This is a genomic window from Nostoc sp. PCC 7524 (genome assembly GCF_000316645.1).
In the GTDB taxonomy this organism is placed as follows: domain Bacteria; phylum Cyanobacteriota; class Cyanobacteriia; order Cyanobacteriales; family Nostocaceae; genus Trichormus.
On the sequence record NC_019684.1, the window covers coordinates 5,754,381 to 5,772,500 of the forward strand.

Here is an 18,120-nt window from a genome sequence, read left to right on the forward strand (position 1 = left end):
ACATATTGCTCTTAGTAAATTTAGCAAAACATAGGAGCTATTAATATGACTATGACAGGATTAGATGTTTTTGATACAACTGTGCAGAATACTATTCCTTGGGTGAATGAATTATGTAGTAACTTGGGATGGGACAACAAACACAAAGTTTTTCAAGGGTTGCGTGCCACCTTGCACGCTTTGCGCGATCGCCTGACAATAGAAGAAGCTGCTCATTTAGGCGCACAGTTACCCATTTTGCTAGCGGGATTCTATTACGAAAACTGGCGACCTGGGGCAACTCCCGTTAAAGATAGAACGAAGGAAGTCTTTCTCCAACATATCCGTGATTATCTTCGCACCTCAGACCCCGATATTGATGCTGAAACCGTGGTTCGTGCTGTCTTTAAACTCTTGGCTAAACGGGTGACTAAAGGCGAAATTGCAGACGTAATCAATATGATGCCACCAGCATTGCGAGAACTTTGGCCTGAAGAAGTACGTGCTTAAAATATTTCACCAAATTAAAGCTGTTTTTCTTTTAATATAGCTAGCGAGAACAGGAGAGAGAAACCGACGACATCATAAAGATTTTAGGTGGATTGTCATCAAAAGGACACAGCATACCATTTTTCATGCAGTATTCCCATTAATTTGATGCTGATATTGCATAATGCTATTCAACAAATTATGTAATAGCTGCGATGATTATTGAGTTCATAGTGTTGTTGTTGTTTGTTCTCATAGGCGGATGCTATAAATATCAATCCGCCTATTTATCATTGTCACTCCCAAATATCAAATATAGTTAACTGCGGTAGGTGTTACCAGAATTAACATCAGATGGTGGATGATGAAGTAATATAATTTTGGACTTCAACTAGAAAGTTCATGACATTCCACCAAACTCAACAAACACCTTTCAGATATGGCAAAAGAAATTGAACGCAAATTTTTAGTCAAAAAAGATAGTTGGCGACAACTAGGTGAAGGTAGTTTATATCGTCAAGGATATATTCCTGCACATGGCGCTACTGTACGTGTTCGTATAGCAGGAAATCAAGGTTATTTAACAATTAAAAGCCCCACTATTAACTATTCTCGCTCTGAGTTTGAGTATCGTATTCCTCTAGCAGATGCTCAAGAAATGCTAGATACATTATGTGTTCGTCCTTTAATTGAAAAAACTAGATATAAAATTAATTATTCTGGCTTAGTGTGGGAAGTGGACGAATTTGCCGGAGCTAATCAAGGATTGATATTAGCAGAAGTTGAACTAACTGATGAAGCACAACAGATTCAATTGCCAGATTGGATTGGAGAAGAAGTTTCTGGCGATCTTAGGTATTATAATAGCTATCTAGTTAAACATCCCTATTCTCAATGGTAATTTGAATATTCCTCAGACCATTAATAGAGCTATTAAGTTAGATTAATACTCCATAATGAACAGGTTATCACTCCATGACAACGAAGTAATAACCCTTACTATCAAATTAGTTAAATACGTGAATAACGCATATGTAACCTTAGCAGTCTCAGCCAGCGTAACCAAATTTGTGCAGGTTGTTCAAAAAATGTGAAAATATCACCAAAACCTAGATTTGTTTTTTGGTGATGTAACCAATGTCTTTCAGGAGTAGTAATAAATAGAATTTGGCAGCAAAAGTTGACGAATTTTGGAGTTTGCCACCCTAAGACACTTATATGTCTCCACCACACATGAAATTGACCCAATAATAAACCGAAGATAACACCTATGGCAGAGAAATACCACAAAACTACAGCTACTAATAGATAAGGTAAAGCTCCCAAAATTCCATCTAACAGCACCTGAAAGTTCCATGTCAAAATTGCATAGTGACGAAAATCTTTCTTCCATGAGTGATGTGTTTTCAGATGTAGGCTACCAAAAACGTGTTCAGGTACATGATAAACAAATGTCGATAAAAAATCACCGAAAAACAATAATAGCCAAGCAACAGCGATAGCCTCAAGCATTTGTACTCCTCAAGCTCAATTAAGAAAACACCACAAAAAATTAAATACCTTGTTAGACGCAGATATCTAGTTTCGTTAATTCATCTACGTTTCAGCTTTTTTGGCTCAACGTAAAAGTAATTTGAAAAGTTGCAGTTTTATGAATCTAAAATTCTCAATGCAGGGAATAGCAACTTTTGTGAGCCTCTGGTTTGGCTTCTGGTTTTGGTCTGATAAGATAAATACATCTGATCTTTGATGAGCTTACCGTACTTTAAGATTGTTACTCCACAATCTTCTGACGAAGAAATACACTATAAGCAAAGAATAAGTTAAAAAGAGTACAAATTTAGGTTAAGCTTTTTTGTGATATTTTTGATGCCATAAAACTTTTATTTGATTTTTGCAAGAATTATGTAGAGACGGGTTTAAAAAGATTATCAATACTTGTATGTCATTTAATTTATCAAATTTTGGGCGGTATTTTGACTATCTCTCTGCTACCCCCTGAACGGTAATACCAATTATGTATGAAGCTGCGCTAAATTGTGGCAAAGGGCGTATTTGGTAAAAGTTTAATGGGTTGGATATTGATAGTTGAAATTAAAGAGAGGCAAGAAGAATTAGAAAAAGCTCGATTTTCCTTTATCCCGATTTTTCAGCCTTTTCACTCTCCTAAACTCAACCCGATTGAGCGGTTTTGATAATTTCTCAAATCTCAAATAATATTTTTGTTGATTAAATATGGACGGAGTTAATAAAGCTTCTAAGTGGGCAGCAATCGCTTCATTATCTATAGTAGGAGTATGATGTTTTTGTGTGTGGTCAGAGTTGTGTTTTGGTCGCTTGGGCATGGCGGTAAACCAAACTTTTTTGTGGACTCGCCTAACTTATGAATTTACCGAATAATGTTGCCCAATTTTGATAAAAGTATTCGGTGGTTACAATAGTTTTTAAATGAAAATTTCGGCTATTCAAAAGTTTATTGATTATCATTCTTATTTCAATTAATTTGAGTATTTTAACGGGTTGACAAAATACCTTTTATCTTAACCTCTGACGGATGTGTTGGGCGTTGGTTTCAAGTATGGTAAAAACAGTAGTGAATATGAGCTTGCTGGGGGAGTTCGAGATAGTGAACGCGTCCGTAAAAGCAGATTGACGCGTTTGAAATCTAATACAGATAAAACATCAGATGAAACTGCTATGACCGCTTAGTATAATAGTTAGCAATCGAGTGTAATACATATGATTGTAGGGGCAGGATATATTCTGCCCTTAACTGTGTAAGTAATTAAAATATCTTCAGTGGGAATTAAACACCAAAATTATACTTTAAGTATAAAACAAAAATTCTCATAAGCGATTACCAGTAAGTCTTTTAGACAGAAAATTGGATAAACTTTGCTTGCTAAGTTTTGTCTAAAAATACTTCATAATTAAGGTAAGAAGATACAAAGAGAGAACACAAAAATGTTAGAAAAATATCGTCAACACGTTGCCGAAAGGGCAGCCCTCGGTATTCCGCCTTTACCGTTAGATGCACAGCAAACATCAGAACTGTGTGAATTACTGAAAAATCCACCAGCAGGGGAAGAAGATACATTATTACATTTATTGCGCGATCGCGTCCCCCCTGGTGTGGATGCAGCCGCCTATGTGAAAGCCGGATTCTTAACAGGTGTTGCTAAAGGCGAAATCACCAGTCCCCTAATTTCCTCAATTGAAGCGGTGGAATTACTGGGGACAATGGTAGGCGGTTATAATGTGCAGTCTTTAATTGAGTTGCTAAAACTTTCTACCAAACCATCAGAAGATGATACCCCCTTGGTAATGGGAGGAGAAGGTAAAGAACCCATCGCCGCCGCCGCAGCTGCCGCCCTCAGTAAAACCTTATTGGTGTATGATGCCTTCCATGATGTCTTGGAATTAGCCAAAATCAACCCCTATGCCAAGCAAGTAGTTAATTCCTGGGCAGAAGCCGAGTGGTTTACAGTTCGTTTCCAGCTACCAGAAGCTATTACCGTCACCGTGTTTAAAGTACCTGGGGAAACCAACACCGATGATTTATCCCCAGCCACCCACGCCACCACCCGCCCAGATATTCCCCTCCACGCCTTGGCTATGCTAGAGTCACGGCAACCAGGAAGCTTAGAAACCATTGCTGAGTTGAAGAAAAAAGGACATCCCGTGGCTTATGTTGGGGATGTTGTCGGCACTGGTTCTTCGCGGAAGTCGGCTATTAACTCGGTGTTATGGCACATGGGGCAAGATATCCCCTATGTTCCCAACAAACGCGCTGGGGGTTATATTTTAGGTGGTGCGATCGCTCCTATCTTTTTCAACACAGCAGAAGATGCCGGTGCTTTGCCCATTCAATGCGATGTCACCAAACTCGAAACCGGCATGGTAATTACCATCTATCCCTACAAAGGTGAAATTACCAACGAAGACGGCGAAGTTATTTCTACCTTCACCCTCAAACCCGACACTATCCTTGATGAAGTCCGCGCCGGTGGACGCATCCCCCTATTAATTGGACGTACCCTCACCGACAAAACCCGCCAAGCACTAGGCTTAGAACCCAGCACCCTGTTTATCCGTCCCCAACAACCAGAAGACACAGGTAAAGGCTACACCCTCGCCCAAAAAATGGTCGGTAAAGCCTGCGGTTTACCAGGTGTGCGTCCCGGTACATCCTGCGAACCCATCATGACCACCGTTGGTTCTCAAGATACCACAGGGCCCATGACCCGCGACGAACTCAAAGAACTCGCTTGTTTAGGTTTCAGTGCAGACTTAGTTATGCAGAGTTTCTGTCACACCGCCGCCTATCCCAAACCCGTAGACATCAAAACCCACCACGAACTCCCCGATTTCTTCTCCCAACGTGGCGGTGTCGCCCTACGTCCCGGCGATGGTATCATCCATTCATGGCTCAACCGGATGCTGTTACCTGATACCGTCGGAACAGGTGGCGACTCGCACACCCGCTTCCCCTTGGGAATATCCTTCCCCGCCGGTTCTGGGTTAGTCGCCTTTGCAGGTGCATTGGGTGTCATGCCTTTGGATATGCCAGAATCAGTCTTAGTTAGATTCAAAGGAGAATTGCAACCAGGAATTACCTTAAGAGATATTGTTAACGCCATTCCTTACGTTGCCATTCAAAAAGGTTTGCTCACCGTCGCCAAAGAGAACAAGAAAAACATCTTCTCCGGCAAAATTTTAGAAATGGAAGGCTTACCAGATTTAAAAGTCGAACAAGCCTTTGAATTAACAGATGCTTCCGCCGAACGTTCCTGTGCAGGCTGCACCATTAAATTAAGTGAAGCCACAATTGCTGAATATCTGCGTTCTAACATTGCCCTGTTAAAGAACATGGTAGCCAGAGGTTATCAAGACGCGCGTACAATTATGCGCCGCGTCGCCCAAATGGAAGAATGGCTAGCAAATCCTGTATTACTAGAAGCCGACGCAGATGCAGAATATGCAGAAATAATTGAAATTGATTTGAACGAAATCAAAGAACCAATTGTTGCTGCTCCAAACGACCCCGATAATGTTAAATTATTATCGGAAGTTGCTAATGATCCAGTACAAGAAGTATTTGTTGGTTCTTGTATGACAAACATTGGTCATTATCGAGCCACCGCGAAAGTTTTAGAAGGTGCAGGTGCAGTCAAAACTCGCCTGTGGATAGCACCACCCACCCGCATGGATGAACACCAATTAAAAGAAGAAGGTGTCTATGGTGTATTTGGTGCAGCCGGCGCGAGAACAGAAATGCCAGGATGCAGTTTATGTATGGGAAATCAGGCGCGAGTTGCTGATGGCACAACTGTATTTTCCACCTCTACCCGCAACTTCAATAACCGCATGGGTAAAGGCGCAAGAGTGTATTTAGGTTCAGCCGAATTAGCCGCCGTTTGTGCATTATTAGGACGCATTCCCACAGTGCAGGAATATCTTGATATTGTGGCGAGTAGGATTCATCCTTTTGCTGAGAATTTATATCGGTATTTGAACTTTGATCAAATCGCCGGTTTTGAGGATGAAGGGCGAGTGATTAGTAAGGAGGAGGAAGCTTTGTTGGTATAGTTTAATTAGGGTGAGTCTTCATGGCTCACCTAAATGTTACTAAAAGGGTCAAATGGCTGTAAAAGATACTTACCATGAAGCTGTAAAAAATGCTTTAATTAAAGATGGTTGGACGATTACGTTTGATCCTTATCCCATCAGATATGAAGAAGTTAAATTACTTGCTGATTTAGCAGGAGAAAAAACAATTTCTGCCACAAGAGAAGGAGAACTAATAGTTATTGAAATTAAAAGTTTTCTTGGTCGTTCTAATATGCGTGAATTTGAAACAGCGTTAGGACAGTATTTAATTTACCAAACATTTCTCAGTATTACCAACCCTAGTTATAAAATTTACTTAGCAATTAGTAAAAAGATTTATGAAAAGTTCTTTCAACAAGTTGCTATTCAATTAATCATCCAAAAATATCAGGTTTTACTCTTAGTTGTTGATATCAATAAACAGGAGATTGTTCAATGGACAAAATAACCCATTATCAAAATTTAATTAAACAAATCCTCACCGAGTATGACAAAATTTCATCACAAGTACCAGATCCAGATATAGATGAGGTATTAATGTTTGACGATCAAAGAAGTCAATATCTTTGGTTTAATATTGGCTGGAAAAATGATAAAAGAGTCGAAGCAATTTCAGTTTATGTTCGGATTAAGAATCAGAAGATTTACATTGAGGAAGATTGGACAGAAGAAGGAATCGCTACTGATTTATTAAGAGAAGGTGTACCGAAAGAGGATATTGTTTTAGCATTTCATGATCCAGAAACTCGGAAATTGACTGAGTTTGCTGTTGCGTAATCAATGCAAATAATATTTGCGATCGCTTAAAATTTGTATAGTAAATAAAACTGCGATCAATCGCCCTAGATTGCTGTAGCCACCCCACTAAGTATCTGAACTAAAATGATTGAGCTACATCCTGAATTTTTAACAAAAAATGGTCAAAAGCAATTTGCTTTTTTACCGTATGAGGAGTTTTTAAAAGTTCAGAAATTGTTAGAAGATTTGGAAGATTTACGGGATTTAAGGAATGCAAAAACAGAAGAAAAAGATAGTGCTTCCGTATCTTTAGACGAAATCAAAAAAAGGTTATTATTCTAAATTGACTTCATAATAATAACCTTTTTAAAATTTTCTCGATTTGTATTTTTTACAGAATTAAAAGGTGTGTGTTTTTATAAATTTATGAGTCATCCAAATTAAGAAACCTCGAAAACTAACACTTTTTTTTTAAAAAAATCTTTAATTGTGATATAGTCTTCTACTATTTCATAATAATCTTTTTTGGTTTCTACTTGTTTAGACTCTTGAAAAATTTTTTCTTCTATAAGCTCCCATATTGTTTCATTAACAAAATAATACCGCGATTTAGGATGTAATTGAATTTCTGAGCCAGTCTTCAATAATTTTTCTATTTCACCATAAGCATTTATATTTATACAGGTGAGTTTTATATCTTCTGTAAATTTATCTTGTAAGGTTTCATCAACTTTTTCTTCTTTTTCTAAAATCTTCTTTAACTCCTGTAAAACATCAGCATACTTTCTATTTTTAGTAAATTCTTCAGAAAAATACTTAATTCTGCCAAAATGAATAGACTGAGACATAAATTTTAATTCCTAGCTTGTTTAATGTATTCAACTAACTCAGGTAAGCTGTTTACTTTTTGCAAGTTCTTTACAAGGCGATCAACTGAATCACAATCATAATATTGTATATCTATATTAGGAAACTCTGCTTTCAATTGTTCTAAAAGATTGCAGTTATTACTGTCTAAGCGATTAACAGGGAAGATATAACGAAAACCGCTTGGTTGTTTTTTTCTTAATAGCTTTTTTACATCATTTATCCATTTTTTAAGACTATTTTGATTAATAGGTTCATCTAGATGATCAGGAGATGATTTACACTCATAAATATAATTTCCTTCCTCAAAATATTTTGGTTTTTCTACGAAAAACATGGATTTTACCTGTTAAATTTTGGTGTTAGGTCTGGTAATTTTGGAATATTAGACAAAAAATTACTAAATTTAGTTACGTTAAGCTTTCTTTCTTAGGTCATGAAAATGAGCTTTAACAGTAAATTTCTTGCCTAATTTACTAACTTTACTATGTTCTGAAATAGCTATTATTTTGCCAGTTAATAATCCCTGAATCAAATCATCAGCTTTCTGTGACAAAGCAACAAAGTCTGTGCTTTGTTCTGTATCACTTAAATTATCAACATAATCAACTCCAGGCTTCATTTTGAATTGGTGCATTAAATCTTTCATGATTGATTTGAAAGATTTGTCAATTTGTTGACCTTTTTCAAAGGGGTTTAAATCTTTCCAATCTGGTAAAGACTCTAGTGCTTCATTTAAAGCATTTTTAATAGAATAGAATCCAAAGTGTGACATTAAATATCTCCTGATAAATTTGTAGTATTTGGTATAAATACGTTTTATTTTAAAAGTAATTTAAATGTCAATAGTTTACTAAAAATTACGTGATTTTACAGAAAAGTTTTCTTTCGTCTCCCTGCTAACTTACCCCCATAAGACCTTTGATTTGAGAAAATTGCTTAGAAATCTAGCTCCCCTCTCCGCGTCGGAGAGGGGTTGGGGGAGAGGTCAGCCATAATGTATGAATCAACACCAGTTTCCATAATTCATACATGAATAATTCAACACCCAGAAAAGACCAAACTAACAATATAGTTATAGGACAAAAAATCAACCCAATTAAAATACACCGTGTGAAAGAACTCCGTCGCCAAATGACACCAGCAGAAAAAATCCTTTGGGAATATCTTCGCGGTAATCGTTTGCATGGGTTACACTTTCGTCGTCAGCAAATTATTGATGGCTTCATCGCAGATTTTTACTGTCACGCTGCTAGATTAGTGATAGAGGTAGATGGGAAAATTCACGAACAGCAAGCTGAATATGATGTAGAACGTGAGAAAGTTTTGTTAGCTAGAGGGCTGCGTTTGTTAAGGATTAAAAATGAGGAAGTGCTACAGGAAATTGATCGGGTTTTGGTGCTGATTTATCAGGTTTGTTGTGAAGAGACCTAACCCCCTAACCCCCTTCCCTACGTTCGCGCAGCGTGTCGCAGACAGGGAAGGGGGAACATTTACGCGTTGCATATTTGGGGGTAGACAAGTAAATAATTGCTCACGGATTTAGGCGTTCTTTATAGGCGATCGCTTTACCAATTGATATAATTGTAAAGATAACTGCAAAGATTGAAGATTATCGTATCAATGAATCACCAAACTATTTTTCAAGAAATTGCTTCTCAAGTACAATTATTCCAGAATATAGAACAAAAAGAAACATTTATATTTGTGATTGGTGCTTTAACATCTCGGTTAATTAGTTTGCATAAAGCTGCCGAAATCATGGAAATGGATCAAGAAATATTTTTGAAAATTTTAGAATTGATGAATATAGATTTTTCATACCTTACCGTTGAAGATATTGCCATAGAAAAAACTTGGTAAGTTGAATGAAAATAGTCTTTAACTCTTCTCCTTTAATTTTCTTATCACGTTTAGACTTTCTTAATTTATTCCTGGAAACAGAAGCTCAATTTTTATTGCCGAAAAGTGTCAAAGAGGAAATAAGTGCTAAACAAGATAAATCATCTAGTGACATTAATAAACTCTTCTAAATCATCAAAAACACCTTCTGAATCTATCATTAAAGGTGTATCTTTTAAACATCCTGATGTTTCTTCAAAAAAGTTAGCAGGCCAACCTTTACCTTGAGATGTTTTTTCCTGCTGAGAATCAGTAGTAGGTTGTAAAATCACTGTAATAGTTAAGTCAGTATTAGTAACATCTACAGGAATATCTAAATGTAATATGCCATCTTGCCCAACATGAGAATTTAAAGTTATTGTTTGCATACCATTATTTTCTACTAAACATATAGCTGAATTATATAAATAATTGTAGCGGTGATAAGATTACCGTAGATATCGCCCCCGTTTCAAAAGCGATACCTACAGTAAACTACCCCTAAAATCTACATCATAACTTCCTCACGCTGAGAATCGAAAACTACTGTAAAGATACCATCAGGTATAAGTTGACGTAAAAGTTGCAGATGACCATCAGCATCAGAACGACTGCGAAATCTCGCCACAGTCACCCGTTGCATATCTGGAAGTAAACGAGTAATCGCCCACGGATTCAAGCGTTCTTTGTATGTAATTGCCTGACCTTTCAATGTAGACTCTTGATAATTTGTATTTTGTGTCATGATCGGGTTATTCACGAAAAGTGGAATGAGAAGCGTTAGCAAGTCTCTTGGCGGGGATGCTAACGCCTTCTCAATCATTGATTGAACCTGAATTACACAGTATTTGTCAATTGTCAATACTTAGCGTCAAGTTTTAACGCTAATCTATGAACATTTTCCCGCCAAGTATGAATTTAAGAACATTGAGAAAACGTACAGGACTAAAAATTAGTGATGTCGCTATTGAACTAAGTTGCGCCCTATCTTCAATTCGCAACTGGGAAAAGGGGAGAACAACGCCAAAAATGGAAGTATGGCAAGTATTCCGCCTGCGAGATTTGTATCAATGTACAGAAGATGAGTTAGTGCAAGCCGTTAAGGAATCAATGCTGACTCAAGATACATAACTTTTGAGTGTATAGCGTAGACGCGGAGCGGCTTGTCGATAGACATCACCTGCCTCCATTCTTCACTGATATAGTTTAATTAGAATAATTGGGATAATTACCTGAATGTTGTTATTATCCTAAATTGGCTAATTAGGGTGAGTCGTTATGGCTCACTTTACTGTAATAGTTCTCATGAGGAATAATTACTAATGACTCAACCCAATTTAATTAATCAAGCTGAAGCCAGTCACATTAGTGAAGCAAGCTGTTTGACAGAAATCTTGCAAGAAATTCAAGAAACACCCCAGGAATATTGGTCAAATTTGCTGGAAATAATGCGAGTTTTTCGGAAAAGTGTCACTATTAAACCGGAGTTATTAACCAACTTTGAACAAGAAGATTTGGATATTCAAACAAAAAAACTCTTACATCAACAACATCAAGCACTAAAAGAATTAACTAAAGAATGGTTACAAGCAGGAGATGAACGAGAGCAAACAGAAACTTGGGAATATTTAAATCAAGCAATTGATGATAATCCCTTTTAAAGTAGGCATCAATTTTCATGAGTAAGCTGATTTTGTTAGATACCAATGTTTTAGGAATGGTTACAAATCCTAAAAACACTAATATTATTTGTCAGGAGTGTAAAGAATGGTTAGATGCACTACCATTAAAAGGATATCAAATAATTTTACCTGAAATTGCTGATTATGAAGTGAGACGAGAACTACTCAGAGCAGGAAAATCATCAGGTATTAAGCGGTTAGATCAACTGAAACAAGCAATTACTTATTTACCCATTACTACTTCTGTAATGCTTTTAGCTGCCAATTTTTGGGCGGAAGTTAGAAAAAAAGGAAAAACTACTGCTGATCCTAAATCTCTTGATGGTGATGTTATTTTAGCAGCACAAGCAAAAATTGAAGAAATAAAAGGGCATCAAGTCATTATTGCTACTACTAATGTTAAACATTTATCATTATTTATAGATGCTCGTGAATGGCAGAATATTAACTAAATGTCACTAGATATTAAGTTTTACTATGACTTGATTTCAAGTGCTAATAAATTTTCAATACATAAATTTATTCAACCTAGACGAGTAACTCTGCCCACGGATTCAAGCTTTCTTTATAGGCGTTAGCAGTAGCTTGAGAAATTTTTGATAGTATTTTTGAAGATTAAGGTGCTATACCTGCGGTCATTATTGCGATCGCCTTCCCTTAATATCTTCTAACTCATCAAAAACATCTTCTGAATCTATCGGATAGCAACGGAGTTAATGCGCTTAGGTGTTCCGGCTAGCGATATTGTCTTGGCGTTTCAGCCTCCAGATGTGCGACAATACACTGATTTTGCGATCGCTTAAAATCTGCCATAGTATAATATATTTCAAGAGAGTCAAGTATGTGCAGTCCCAAATAGAATTTAAGACCAAAGCAATTAAAGATTTAGTGATGACTTGCAGGGAGATGTCAAACGCTTAACCAATTTTATGCCAGAATATCATGCCCAGAATTGAGGATATTTTGGGTATGCCTACTGCGGCGAGGTAGTAATAATTGCTTGTAAAATTTTAGGCTTTCACTGAGAATCTACAGTAAAAGACCGTTTTCACGGTTTTTTTATTCTGATAATTATTTTTGCAAGTAAAATAAGATTATCATTTTTAACTTCTATCCCCAAATATGAAAAAACCCGGCTTAACCGGGCAGATGCGTTGTTTGTCGAATTTATGAGGATGACTATAGTTTGAGATCGCAAGTTAAAGGACAAGCCGCATAAACAGTTGTCTGCATCTGCTCTGTTTCTCCTCCATGCAACCAACTTAACCATTGAATTTGTGTTGGATGTACGCCTTTAGCAGTTAGTACACCAGCCGCAATTAAAACTGCCATCACATTACACATAATCAAACCACCTGCAACCAGTAAAACTGCACTAACAGGCATCACAGATTGCAACACAATCGACAACAAGCATCCGACCGTAGCCATCAAAACAACTAATGGAAATCCGACAACCAACAAGCATACTGCCAATGTAAAAGTCCATATCAAAAAACTTTTAATCATTAACAAGGAGTAGGTCTTTCCGAGATTAGAGCTTTGAGCCGAAACCATGACTTTTCCTCCTAAAGTACACAGAAAACTTTTCTTCAGTAATATTTCGCTGTTTAGCAAGCAACTGAATGATTCAATGAAGTTTCAGTATATAAAAACCGTCTCAGAAAATGAGCGTTTATTTATTAAACTTTACAATTAATTTTTTGTAATTATGAATGTAAAGCCACGTACACATTTCTAGATTCATCTAGCTTGTGATATCTGCCTTTAGGAATAGAAGACAAAAAGCATTGGCGCTCAAAGCCTATTTCCAATTATTTAGTTGAGGAATGGCTTAACATTTCTTATATAAAATCACCCTGTTTCTCATAATTATTCAGAGAAGCTAAACAAACTATCTAGAGATGATTTTGCGGTTAATTGCTAAAAACTTATAGTCAACATAGACAAAATTTTCTCATTTACCATCTGGGAGTCTTGTTGATGTAATTTAGCCGCATTAAAAAATACCCTTAATTAACAATATATTTACTGAGGTTTTTTTTGAAAGTCCTAGAGTAAACCAGTTTATGTAGGTGCAAAATTTTTCTTCGTGTTTAATAGTTAAAAAATATACAAAAATTAAACAAGTGTGATGAAATGTTAATTAGAGGTTTTGAGTCAGCAAATACCTGAAATTGCGGTATCTAGAGCTATGAGAACTTCTCAGTCAGTCTTTCTGCCCATTCCAAACTGATCAACTACTAATTCTTAAAGATATATGACGGAATCACAACATCCATCAAATTCTCATCCTGTTGTTGCCCGTAATGTTCCACCTGTACCGCCACCGCCTCCACTACCAGCATCAGCAACCCAACGCCAATATACGCAAACGTTGGATATGTCAGCCGTCAATAGGAGTGCTGAACGAACTGCACCCACACCCCCAAGTTCCACAACTGTGGCGGCTCATCGTCCTGGTACTCCGCCACCGATGCCTTCTCCAGCTAGTAGTCAGGGAATCACTTTAGCGCAAATTATCAAAGAGGCATTCGACAATGGCTATTCTGATATTCATTTGGGAGTAGGTGAAGTACCGCGCTTTCGTAATCGAGGAGAAATTAACCCAACTGATTATCCAGAAACCGAAAAACCAACTTTTATGAGTTGGTTACGGGAGATTATGACTGAGGCAGAAATTCAACGATTTCAAGAACACTTGGAATTTGATGGAGCTACTCAATATGACTTTGCTCGTGTACGGATTAATGTCTTTGACTCTCTCAAAGGCTATGCAATGGTGCTGCGGTTGATTCCCTTGAAAATCTTATCTATGGATCAGTTGAGACTCCCTCCAGTATTTCGGGATATTTGCCACCACCACAAGGGACTAATTTTAGTTACGGGGCCTACTGGTTCTGGTAAATCGACGACAATGGCGGCGATGATTGATTACATCAACCGAGAGATGGCCAAGCATATTATTACCATCGAAGATCCGGTTGAATTTGTGCATCAAAGCCGTAGATCTCTCATTAAGCAACGGGAAGTGGGAATGCACACCCGGAAATTCGACAATGCCTTAAAAGCTGCTTTGCGGGAAGATCCAGATTTGATTCTGGTGGGTGAAATGCGGGATAAAGAAACAGTCAACACAGCTCTGAAAGCGGCTCAGACTGGTCACTTGGTTATGGGAACCCTACACACTAATAGTGCGGTAAAAACTATTGAGCGAATTCTCAACTTGTACTCAGGTGAAGAACAAGATGCCATGCGAGTGGCACTGGCTGAGTCTTTAGTGGCAGTCATTGCCCAAGGTTTGTGTCGGACTACTGATGGTAAGCGGGCGGCTTTCCACGATATCCTGATCAATACAGAAGCCATCAAGGAATGGATCAAAGACGGCAAGTATGATGAAATTACTGAATTAATGAAGCAAGCTGGCTTTGACGGTATGATTACCATGAATCAGTCATTGCTCAACCTCTATCAGGAAGGCCGCATCACTGAAGAAACAGCCTTAGAAATGTCGCCAACTCCTAACGAAATGGCTCAATTTCTCCGAGGCAGAGTTTAAGAGCAAAAGTACAATAAAAAGTAAAAGGTACAAAAAGCAATTTTTTACTTTTTACTTTTTATCGGTGAGTTACTTAACCCAGAGCTTAACTTGACTACAGAAACACTATCTCAACCAAAATTATTTAAAGGCATTGCCTTATTTACACCGGGAGGTGATTTGATTTACTGTATCGATCTCAATAAGCAAGGTCGATGGCATTCTCATTTATGTACTGCTTTGCAGGAAATTCTAGATCTACCAGAACCGCCTCATTTTCTGGTTCCATGTTATACAGCAACGATTGACCACTGGTTAGACCCTCATACCCAACAAGTGAAAACATTTGCGGAGACTTACCCGGCGGTTATGAAACATCAGGCTGTACTTAACGCTATTTTTGATACTGGTGATTTAGTGTGGCAGTTAGCTCCGTGGCAAGAAGGTTATTGCGATCGCATGGTATTGTCCACTTATCGCTCTTCATTTCCCCAACTCTGGGAAGACCACGACTTAATTATCAACTTAGACCTTTCCGAACCAACCTCCAGATATCATTTACCATCTAAAACAGTACAAAAAGTACAGCCAACAACCCAATGTTATGTCTTGCGTTTGTTTGTAGTCGGACATAGTGCTAACACAGAACGTATCCTGAAGAATCTGCATGAACTATTAGAGCGATCGCTAGGATACCCTTACACAATGAAAGTTATTGATGTTTTAACTAATCCAGAACAAGCAGAAATTGATCAGGTGTCTGCTACTCCTACCCTAGTGAAAGTTTGGCCGCAACCAATTCGTCGTCTGGTTGGAGATTTGGATAATGCAGAAAAAATTTTACAAATGTTAGGCGCTAAAGAAAAAGTCTAAACCTGATTAATAACTACTATGCCAAGCCTGCCCGTCTGCCCAAACCTCGGATACCGTTGGCGAAATATTGCTTAACAAAAAAACGGCAGATTTACCGTGTATTACAGGGGTGCGATTCGTTGCTAGCATGTTTGTCATAGGCAACACTAAAATAATAAAGTCCTCGGTAAGCAGGCTACTGGGTATAAAACTGCTCATAAGGTTCTCAATCGTTTCATTGCTGAACTAATCGGTTCAGTTTAGCTATTTGGGGAATTCGCCAACGGTATCAAACCTCGTGGAAAATCTCCTGGTTGGAAAGCCGGACAACCTCGACAACGTAGTATTTACTATCCTAGCGTCAACAAAACTACAACTAAACCCCGTAATAAGTAGCTCAGTGTTAAAAATTATCGCTATGGCAAGGCAGGAGGCAGGAGGCAGGAGGCAGGAGGGAAGAGGGTTTGAGCCTAGTTTATTTTTCTTAACATAGTTGTGTTTTTTCCCACCGACTTACTTAAATCACCACAATCTCCTTAATCTCACAAATTTTTCTATTTGAAGCTTGTGTTACATCAACTCAGCCCTGCTAGGTCTTTTCTTGTTGCTTAGTCTAAATTCCAGTTACTTTACGATACAACCTGGCCACTAGACACCACTGTATATGAGTCCAAGATTAATAGTTTGACCGATTTGAGGGGAGCGATCGCTAAAATGCGAGATGACTGGGCATCATTCCAAGGCTTCATGGCAGAAGGATTATTACAACGCCAGTTAAATCCTCAGATAGTTTACACAGATGATTCGTTTCTACTGCAAAGGTTCATCACCCACTTACAACCCAAACACGAAAACTATATTGACGAAGCAATCATTTGGGAATCAGGAGAACTAGAATATATCAAAACTTATCGCTTATTAGAATCATAAACTCGGCGGACTTATCTATCGACTAAATTAACCGAACACCTCTGGAATTTTGAAGCAACTGCCAAGGCACTCTCCCAAAATAGCGAGAACTTCATTTCTTGTGTAGAAGCGGCTGTTTTTGGGGATTTGCTCAATCAGGAAGTGCGTGATGCCGCAGACCAAAAAATCATAGAGATGATTTGCCCAAATAAACAGATCCAAAGATCATTACAGAAATACTTGTAGGCTGGAGAGCTTGTCTGATAAGGATTTGTAGGGATAGGGGAAAAAAGAGGAGAAATATTTTGTGGAAAGAGTTGACACTGTGTTGAGAGTTAGCTATATTGGATAAGTGCCTGAGAGACGAGCGCGGCAAAGCGCAGTCCGGAGGCGACCGAACCTTGAAAATATTATAGTTTGAAAGCCAGTATACAACAAGACCCTGCGTCAAGAAAAAATCACACCAGGCTGGGGTGGATAAAGAGCAGCCAAAGAAAGAGCTAAAAACAAACGATTCAAAACGGAGAGTTTGATCCTGGCTCAGGATGAACGCTGGCGGTATGCTTAACACATGCAAGTCGAACGGTCTTTTCGGAGATAGTGGCGGACGGGTGAGTAACACGTGAGAATCTGCATTCAGGTCGGGGACAACCACTGGAAACGGTGGCTAATACCGGATGTGCCGAGAGGTGAAAGGCTTGCTGCCTGAAAATGAGCTCGCGACTGATTAGCTAGTTGGTAGTGTAAGGGACTACCAAGGCGACGATCAGTAGCTGGTCTGAGAGGATGATCAGCCACACTGGGACTGAGACACGGCCCAGACTCCTACGGGAGGCAGCAGTGGGGAATTTTCCGCAATGGGCGAAAGCCTGACGGAGCAATACCGCGTGAGGGAGGAAGGCTCTTGGGTTGTAAACCTCTTTTCTCAAGGAATAAGATATGAAGGTACTTGAGGAATAAGCATCGGCTAACTCCGTGCCAGCAGCCGCGGTAATACGGAGGATGCAAGCGTTATCCGGAATGATTGGGCGTAAAGAGTCCGTAGGTGGTTGTGAAAGTCTGCTGTTAAAGAGCAAGGCTCAACCTTGTAAAGGCAGTGGAAACTACACAGCTAGAGTGCGTTCGGGGCAGAAGGAATTCCTGGTGTAGCGGTGAAATGCGTAGAGATCAGGAAGAACACCGGTGGCGAAAGCGTTCTGCTAGGCCGTGACTGACACTGAGGGACGAAAGCTAGGGGAGCGAATGGGATTAGATACCCCAGTAGTCCTAGCCGTAAACGATGGATACTAGGCGTGGCTTGTATCGACCCGAGCCGTGCCGGAGCCAACGCGTTAAGTATCCCGCCTGGGGAGTACGCACGCAAGTGTGAAACTCAAAGGAATTGACGGGGGCCCGCACAAGCGGTGGAGTATGTGGTTTAATTCGATGCAACGCGAAGAACCTTACCAAGACTTGACATGTCGCGAATCTTCTTGAAAGGGGAGAGTGCCTTCGGGAGCGCGAACACAGGTGGTGCATGGCTGTCGTCAGCTCGTGTCGTGAGATGTTGGGTTAAGTCCCGCAACGAGCGCAACC

Annotated in this window: 20 protein-coding genes, 1 rRNA gene and 2 pseudogenes (1 of these 23 cut by a window edge); 16 read left to right on the plus strand and 7 right to left on the minus strand. The window is 38.9% G+C overall.

Annotated elements, in window-relative coordinates; all coding sequences use genetic code 11:
* The first annotated feature begins 45 nt into the window (after window positions 1–45).
* Together NOS7524_RS23410 and NOS7524_RS23415 are read left to right on the plus strand one after the other, a co-directional pair.
* Window positions 46–489 (plus strand): DUF2267 domain-containing protein, encoded by a 444-nt coding sequence (locus NOS7524_RS23410; RefSeq protein WP_015140957.1) that lies wholly within the window; start codon window positions 46–48, stop codon window positions 487–489.
* 418 nt (window positions 490–907) lie between these two features.
* Window positions 908–1,369 carry a CYTH domain-containing protein gene (locus NOS7524_RS23415; protein ID WP_015140958.1) on the plus strand — a complete coding sequence of 154 codons (462 nt, stop codon included), beginning with the start codon at window positions 908–910 and terminating at the stop codon, window positions 1,367–1,369.
* Between the two features lie 110 nt (window positions 1,370–1,479).
* On the opposite strand, the gene NOS7524_RS23420 is transcribed toward NOS7524_RS23415, so the two are convergent.
* Entirely contained in the window at window positions 1,480–1,980 is a 501-nt protein-coding gene (locus NOS7524_RS23420) for a sterol desaturase family protein (protein WP_015140959.1), read from the minus strand.
* Window positions 1,981–3,432: 1,452 nt separating this feature from the next.
* Between NOS7524_RS23420 and acnB the strand changes: the two genes are divergently transcribed.
* The 4 genes from acnB (at window position 3,433) to NOS7524_RS23440 (ending at window position 7,158) form a co-directional block, all read left to right on the plus strand.
* On the plus strand, window positions 3,433–6,057 hold the full coding sequence (acnB, locus tag NOS7524_RS23425; RefSeq protein WP_015140961.1) for a bifunctional aconitate hydratase 2/2-methylisocitrate dehydratase: 2,625 nt from the start codon (window positions 3,433–3,435) through the stop codon (window positions 6,055–6,057).
* A gap of 52 nt (window positions 6,058–6,109) precedes the next feature.
* Window positions 6,110–6,526: a XisH family protein gene (locus tag NOS7524_RS23430; protein ID WP_015140962.1), complete on the plus strand. Its 417-nt coding sequence runs from the start codon at window positions 6,110–6,112 to the stop codon at window positions 6,524–6,526.
* Entirely contained in the window at window positions 6,514–6,855 is a 342-nt protein-coding gene (locus NOS7524_RS23435) for a XisI protein (RefSeq protein WP_015140963.1), read from the plus strand. Before NOS7524_RS23430 ends, NOS7524_RS23435 begins: the two co-directional genes overlap by 13 nt.
* A 105-nt stretch (window positions 6,856–6,960) precedes the next feature.
* Complete coding sequence (locus NOS7524_RS23440; protein ID WP_015140964.1) at window positions 6,961–7,158, plus strand: hypothetical protein; 198 nt, start codon at window positions 6,961–6,963, stop codon at window positions 7,156–7,158.
* A gap of 98 nt (window positions 7,159–7,256) precedes the next feature.
* On the opposite strand, the gene NOS7524_RS23445 is transcribed toward NOS7524_RS23440, so the two are convergent.
* The 3 genes from NOS7524_RS23445 to NOS7524_RS23455 all read right to left on the minus strand — a co-directional run bounded on the left by NOS7524_RS23445 (window position 7,257) and on the right by NOS7524_RS23455 (window position 8,458).
* A complete protein-coding gene (locus tag NOS7524_RS23445) occupies window positions 7,257–7,664 on the minus strand; it encodes a hypothetical protein (protein ID WP_015140965.1) in 408 nt (135 codons plus the stop codon).
* Window positions 7,665–7,669: 5 nt separating this feature from the next.
* Window positions 7,670–8,020, minus strand: a complete 351-nt coding sequence (locus tag NOS7524_RS23450) for a hypothetical protein (RefSeq protein WP_015140966.1) — start codon at window positions 8,018–8,020, stop codon at window positions 7,670–7,672.
* A gap of 78 nt (window positions 8,021–8,098) precedes the next feature.
* A complete protein-coding gene (locus tag NOS7524_RS23455) occupies window positions 8,099–8,458 on the minus strand; it encodes a hypothetical protein (RefSeq protein WP_015140967.1) in 360 nt (119 codons plus the stop codon).
* 257 nt (window positions 8,459–8,715) lie between these two features.
* Here NOS7524_RS23455 and NOS7524_RS23460 point away from each other — a divergent pair, with 257 nt between their 5' ends.
* Together NOS7524_RS23460 and NOS7524_RS23465 are read left to right on the plus strand one after the other, a co-directional pair.
* Window positions 8,716–9,117 (plus strand): endonuclease domain-containing protein, encoded by a 402-nt coding sequence (locus NOS7524_RS23460; RefSeq protein ID WP_015140968.1) that lies wholly within the window; start codon window positions 8,716–8,718, stop codon window positions 9,115–9,117.
* Window positions 9,118–9,306: 189 nt separating this feature from the next.
* Complete coding sequence (locus tag NOS7524_RS23465) at window positions 9,307–9,546, plus strand: hypothetical protein (protein ID WP_015140969.1); 240 nt, start codon at window positions 9,307–9,309, stop codon at window positions 9,544–9,546.
* 140 nt (window positions 9,547–9,686) lie between these two features.
* Here the strand turns inward: NOS7524_RS23465 and NOS7524_RS23470 are convergent, their stop codons facing one another.
* Complete coding sequence (locus NOS7524_RS23470; RefSeq protein ID WP_015140971.1) at window positions 9,687–9,953, minus strand: hypothetical protein; 267 nt, start codon at window positions 9,951–9,953, stop codon at window positions 9,687–9,689.
* A gap of 119 nt (window positions 9,954–10,072) precedes the next feature.
* Window positions 10,073–10,309, minus strand: a complete 237-nt coding sequence (locus NOS7524_RS23475; protein ID WP_041555434.1) for a hypothetical protein — start codon at window positions 10,307–10,309, stop codon at window positions 10,073–10,075.
* 146 nt (window positions 10,310–10,455) lie between these two features.
* Between NOS7524_RS23475 and NOS7524_RS23480 the strand changes: the two genes are divergently transcribed.
* From NOS7524_RS23480 to NOS7524_RS28915, 4 genes and pseudogenes are all read left to right on the plus strand, one after another.
* Window positions 10,456–10,695: a helix-turn-helix domain-containing protein gene (locus tag NOS7524_RS23480; RefSeq protein WP_235622377.1), complete on the plus strand. Its 240-nt coding sequence runs from the start codon at window positions 10,456–10,458 to the stop codon at window positions 10,693–10,695.
* A 191-nt stretch (window positions 10,696–10,886) separates the two neighbouring features.
* The gene (locus NOS7524_RS23485; RefSeq protein WP_015140974.1) at window positions 10,887–11,225 is read left to right on the plus strand and encodes a hypothetical protein; all 339 of its coding nucleotides are present in this window, start codon (window positions 10,887–10,889) and stop codon (window positions 11,223–11,225) included.
* A 17-nt stretch (window positions 11,226–11,242) separates the two neighbouring features.
* The gene (locus NOS7524_RS23490; RefSeq protein WP_015140975.1) at window positions 11,243–11,698 is read left to right on the plus strand and encodes a type II toxin-antitoxin system VapC family toxin; all 456 of its coding nucleotides are present in this window, start codon (window positions 11,243–11,245) and stop codon (window positions 11,696–11,698) included.
* A gap of 249 nt (window positions 11,699–11,947) precedes the next feature.
* A pseudogene (locus NOS7524_RS28915) lies at window positions 11,948–12,049 on the plus strand (element excision factor XisI family protein); the annotation flags it as partial.
* A gap of 376 nt (window positions 12,050–12,425) precedes the next feature.
* Here NOS7524_RS28915 and NOS7524_RS23495 read toward each other — a convergent pair.
* Window positions 12,426–12,803 carry a hypothetical protein gene (locus NOS7524_RS23495; RefSeq protein ID WP_015140976.1) on the minus strand — a complete coding sequence of 126 codons (378 nt, stop codon included), beginning with the start codon at window positions 12,801–12,803 and terminating at the stop codon, window positions 12,426–12,428.
* A gap of 703 nt (window positions 12,804–13,506) precedes the next feature.
* Here NOS7524_RS23495 and NOS7524_RS23500 point away from each other — a divergent pair.
* The 4 genes and pseudogenes from NOS7524_RS23500 to NOS7524_RS23520 all read left to right on the plus strand — a co-directional run.
* Window positions 13,507–14,805 (plus strand): type IV pilus twitching motility protein PilT, encoded by a 1,299-nt coding sequence (locus NOS7524_RS23500; protein ID WP_015140977.1) that lies wholly within the window; start codon window positions 13,507–13,509, stop codon window positions 14,803–14,805.
* Window positions 14,806–14,895: 90 nt separating this feature from the next.
* Window positions 14,896–15,657 carry a circadian clock KaiB family protein gene (locus NOS7524_RS23505; protein WP_015140978.1) on the plus strand — a complete coding sequence of 254 codons (762 nt, stop codon included), beginning with the start codon at window positions 14,896–14,898 and terminating at the stop codon, window positions 15,655–15,657.
* 609 nt (window positions 15,658–16,266) lie between these two features.
* Window positions 16,267–16,566: pseudogene (locus tag NOS7524_RS27935) on the plus strand (ARPP-2 domain-containing protein); the annotation flags it as partial.
* 496 nt (window positions 16,567–17,062) lie between these two features.
* Window positions 17,063–18,120, plus strand: a 16S ribosomal RNA gene (locus NOS7524_RS23520) (it continues 430 nt past the right edge of the window).

Bases quoted from the DNA above. Each gene is read 5' to 3' on its own strand.
- NOS7524_RS23470 (WP_015140971.1), bottom strand. From the start codon at position 9,953: ATGCAAACAATAACTTTAAATTCTCATGTTGGGCAAGATGGCATATTA.
- NOS7524_RS23480 (WP_235622377.1), top strand. From the start codon at position 10,456: ATGAACATTTTCCCGCCAAGTATGAATTTAAGAACATTGAGAAAACGT.
- NOS7524_RS23435 (WP_015140963.1), top strand. From the start codon at position 6,514: ATGGACAAAATAACCCATTATCAAAATTTAATTAAACAAATCCTCACC.
- NOS7524_RS23410 (WP_015140957.1), top strand. From the start codon at position 46: ATGACTATGACAGGATTAGATGTTTTTGATACAACTGTGCAGAATACT.
- acnB (WP_015140961.1), top strand. From the start codon at position 3,433: ATGTTAGAAAAATATCGTCAACACGTTGCCGAAAGGGCAGCCCTCGGT.
- NOS7524_RS23495 (WP_015140976.1), bottom strand. From the start codon at position 12,803: ATGGTTTCGGCTCAAAGCTCTAATCTCGGAAAGACCTACTCCTTGTTA.
- NOS7524_RS23490 (WP_015140975.1), top strand. From the start codon at position 11,243: ATGAGTAAGCTGATTTTGTTAGATACCAATGTTTTAGGAATGGTTACA.
- NOS7524_RS23420 (WP_015140959.1), bottom strand. From the start codon at position 1,980: ATGCTTGAGGCTATCGCTGTTGCTTGGCTATTATTGTTTTTCGGTGAT.
- NOS7524_RS23430 (WP_015140962.1), top strand. From the start codon at position 6,110: ATGGCTGTAAAAGATACTTACCATGAAGCTGTAAAAAATGCTTTAATT.
- NOS7524_RS23440 (WP_015140964.1), top strand. From the start codon at position 6,961: ATGATTGAGCTACATCCTGAATTTTTAACAAAAAATGGTCAAAAGCAA.
- NOS7524_RS23445 (WP_015140965.1), bottom strand. From the start codon at position 7,664: ATGTCTCAGTCTATTCATTTTGGCAGAATTAAGTATTTTTCTGAAGAA.
- NOS7524_RS23465 (WP_015140969.1), top strand. From the start codon at position 9,307: ATGAATCACCAAACTATTTTTCAAGAAATTGCTTCTCAAGTACAATTA.
- NOS7524_RS23485 (WP_015140974.1), top strand. From the start codon at position 10,887: ATGACTCAACCCAATTTAATTAATCAAGCTGAAGCCAGTCACATTAGT.
- NOS7524_RS23455 (WP_015140967.1), bottom strand. From the start codon at position 8,458: ATGTCACACTTTGGATTCTATTCTATTAAAAATGCTTTAAATGAAGCA.
- NOS7524_RS23460 (WP_015140968.1), top strand. From the start codon at position 8,716: ATGAATAATTCAACACCCAGAAAAGACCAAACTAACAATATAGTTATA.
- NOS7524_RS23475 (WP_041555434.1), bottom strand. From the start codon at position 10,309: ATGACACAAAATACAAATTATCAAGAGTCTACATTGAAAGGTCAGGCA.
- NOS7524_RS23415 (WP_015140958.1), top strand. From the start codon at position 908: ATGGCAAAAGAAATTGAACGCAAATTTTTAGTCAAAAAAGATAGTTGG.
- NOS7524_RS23500 (WP_015140977.1), top strand. From the start codon at position 13,507: ATGACGGAATCACAACATCCATCAAATTCTCATCCTGTTGTTGCCCGT.
- NOS7524_RS23450 (WP_015140966.1), bottom strand. From the start codon at position 8,020: ATGTTTTTCGTAGAAAAACCAAAATATTTTGAGGAAGGAAATTATATT.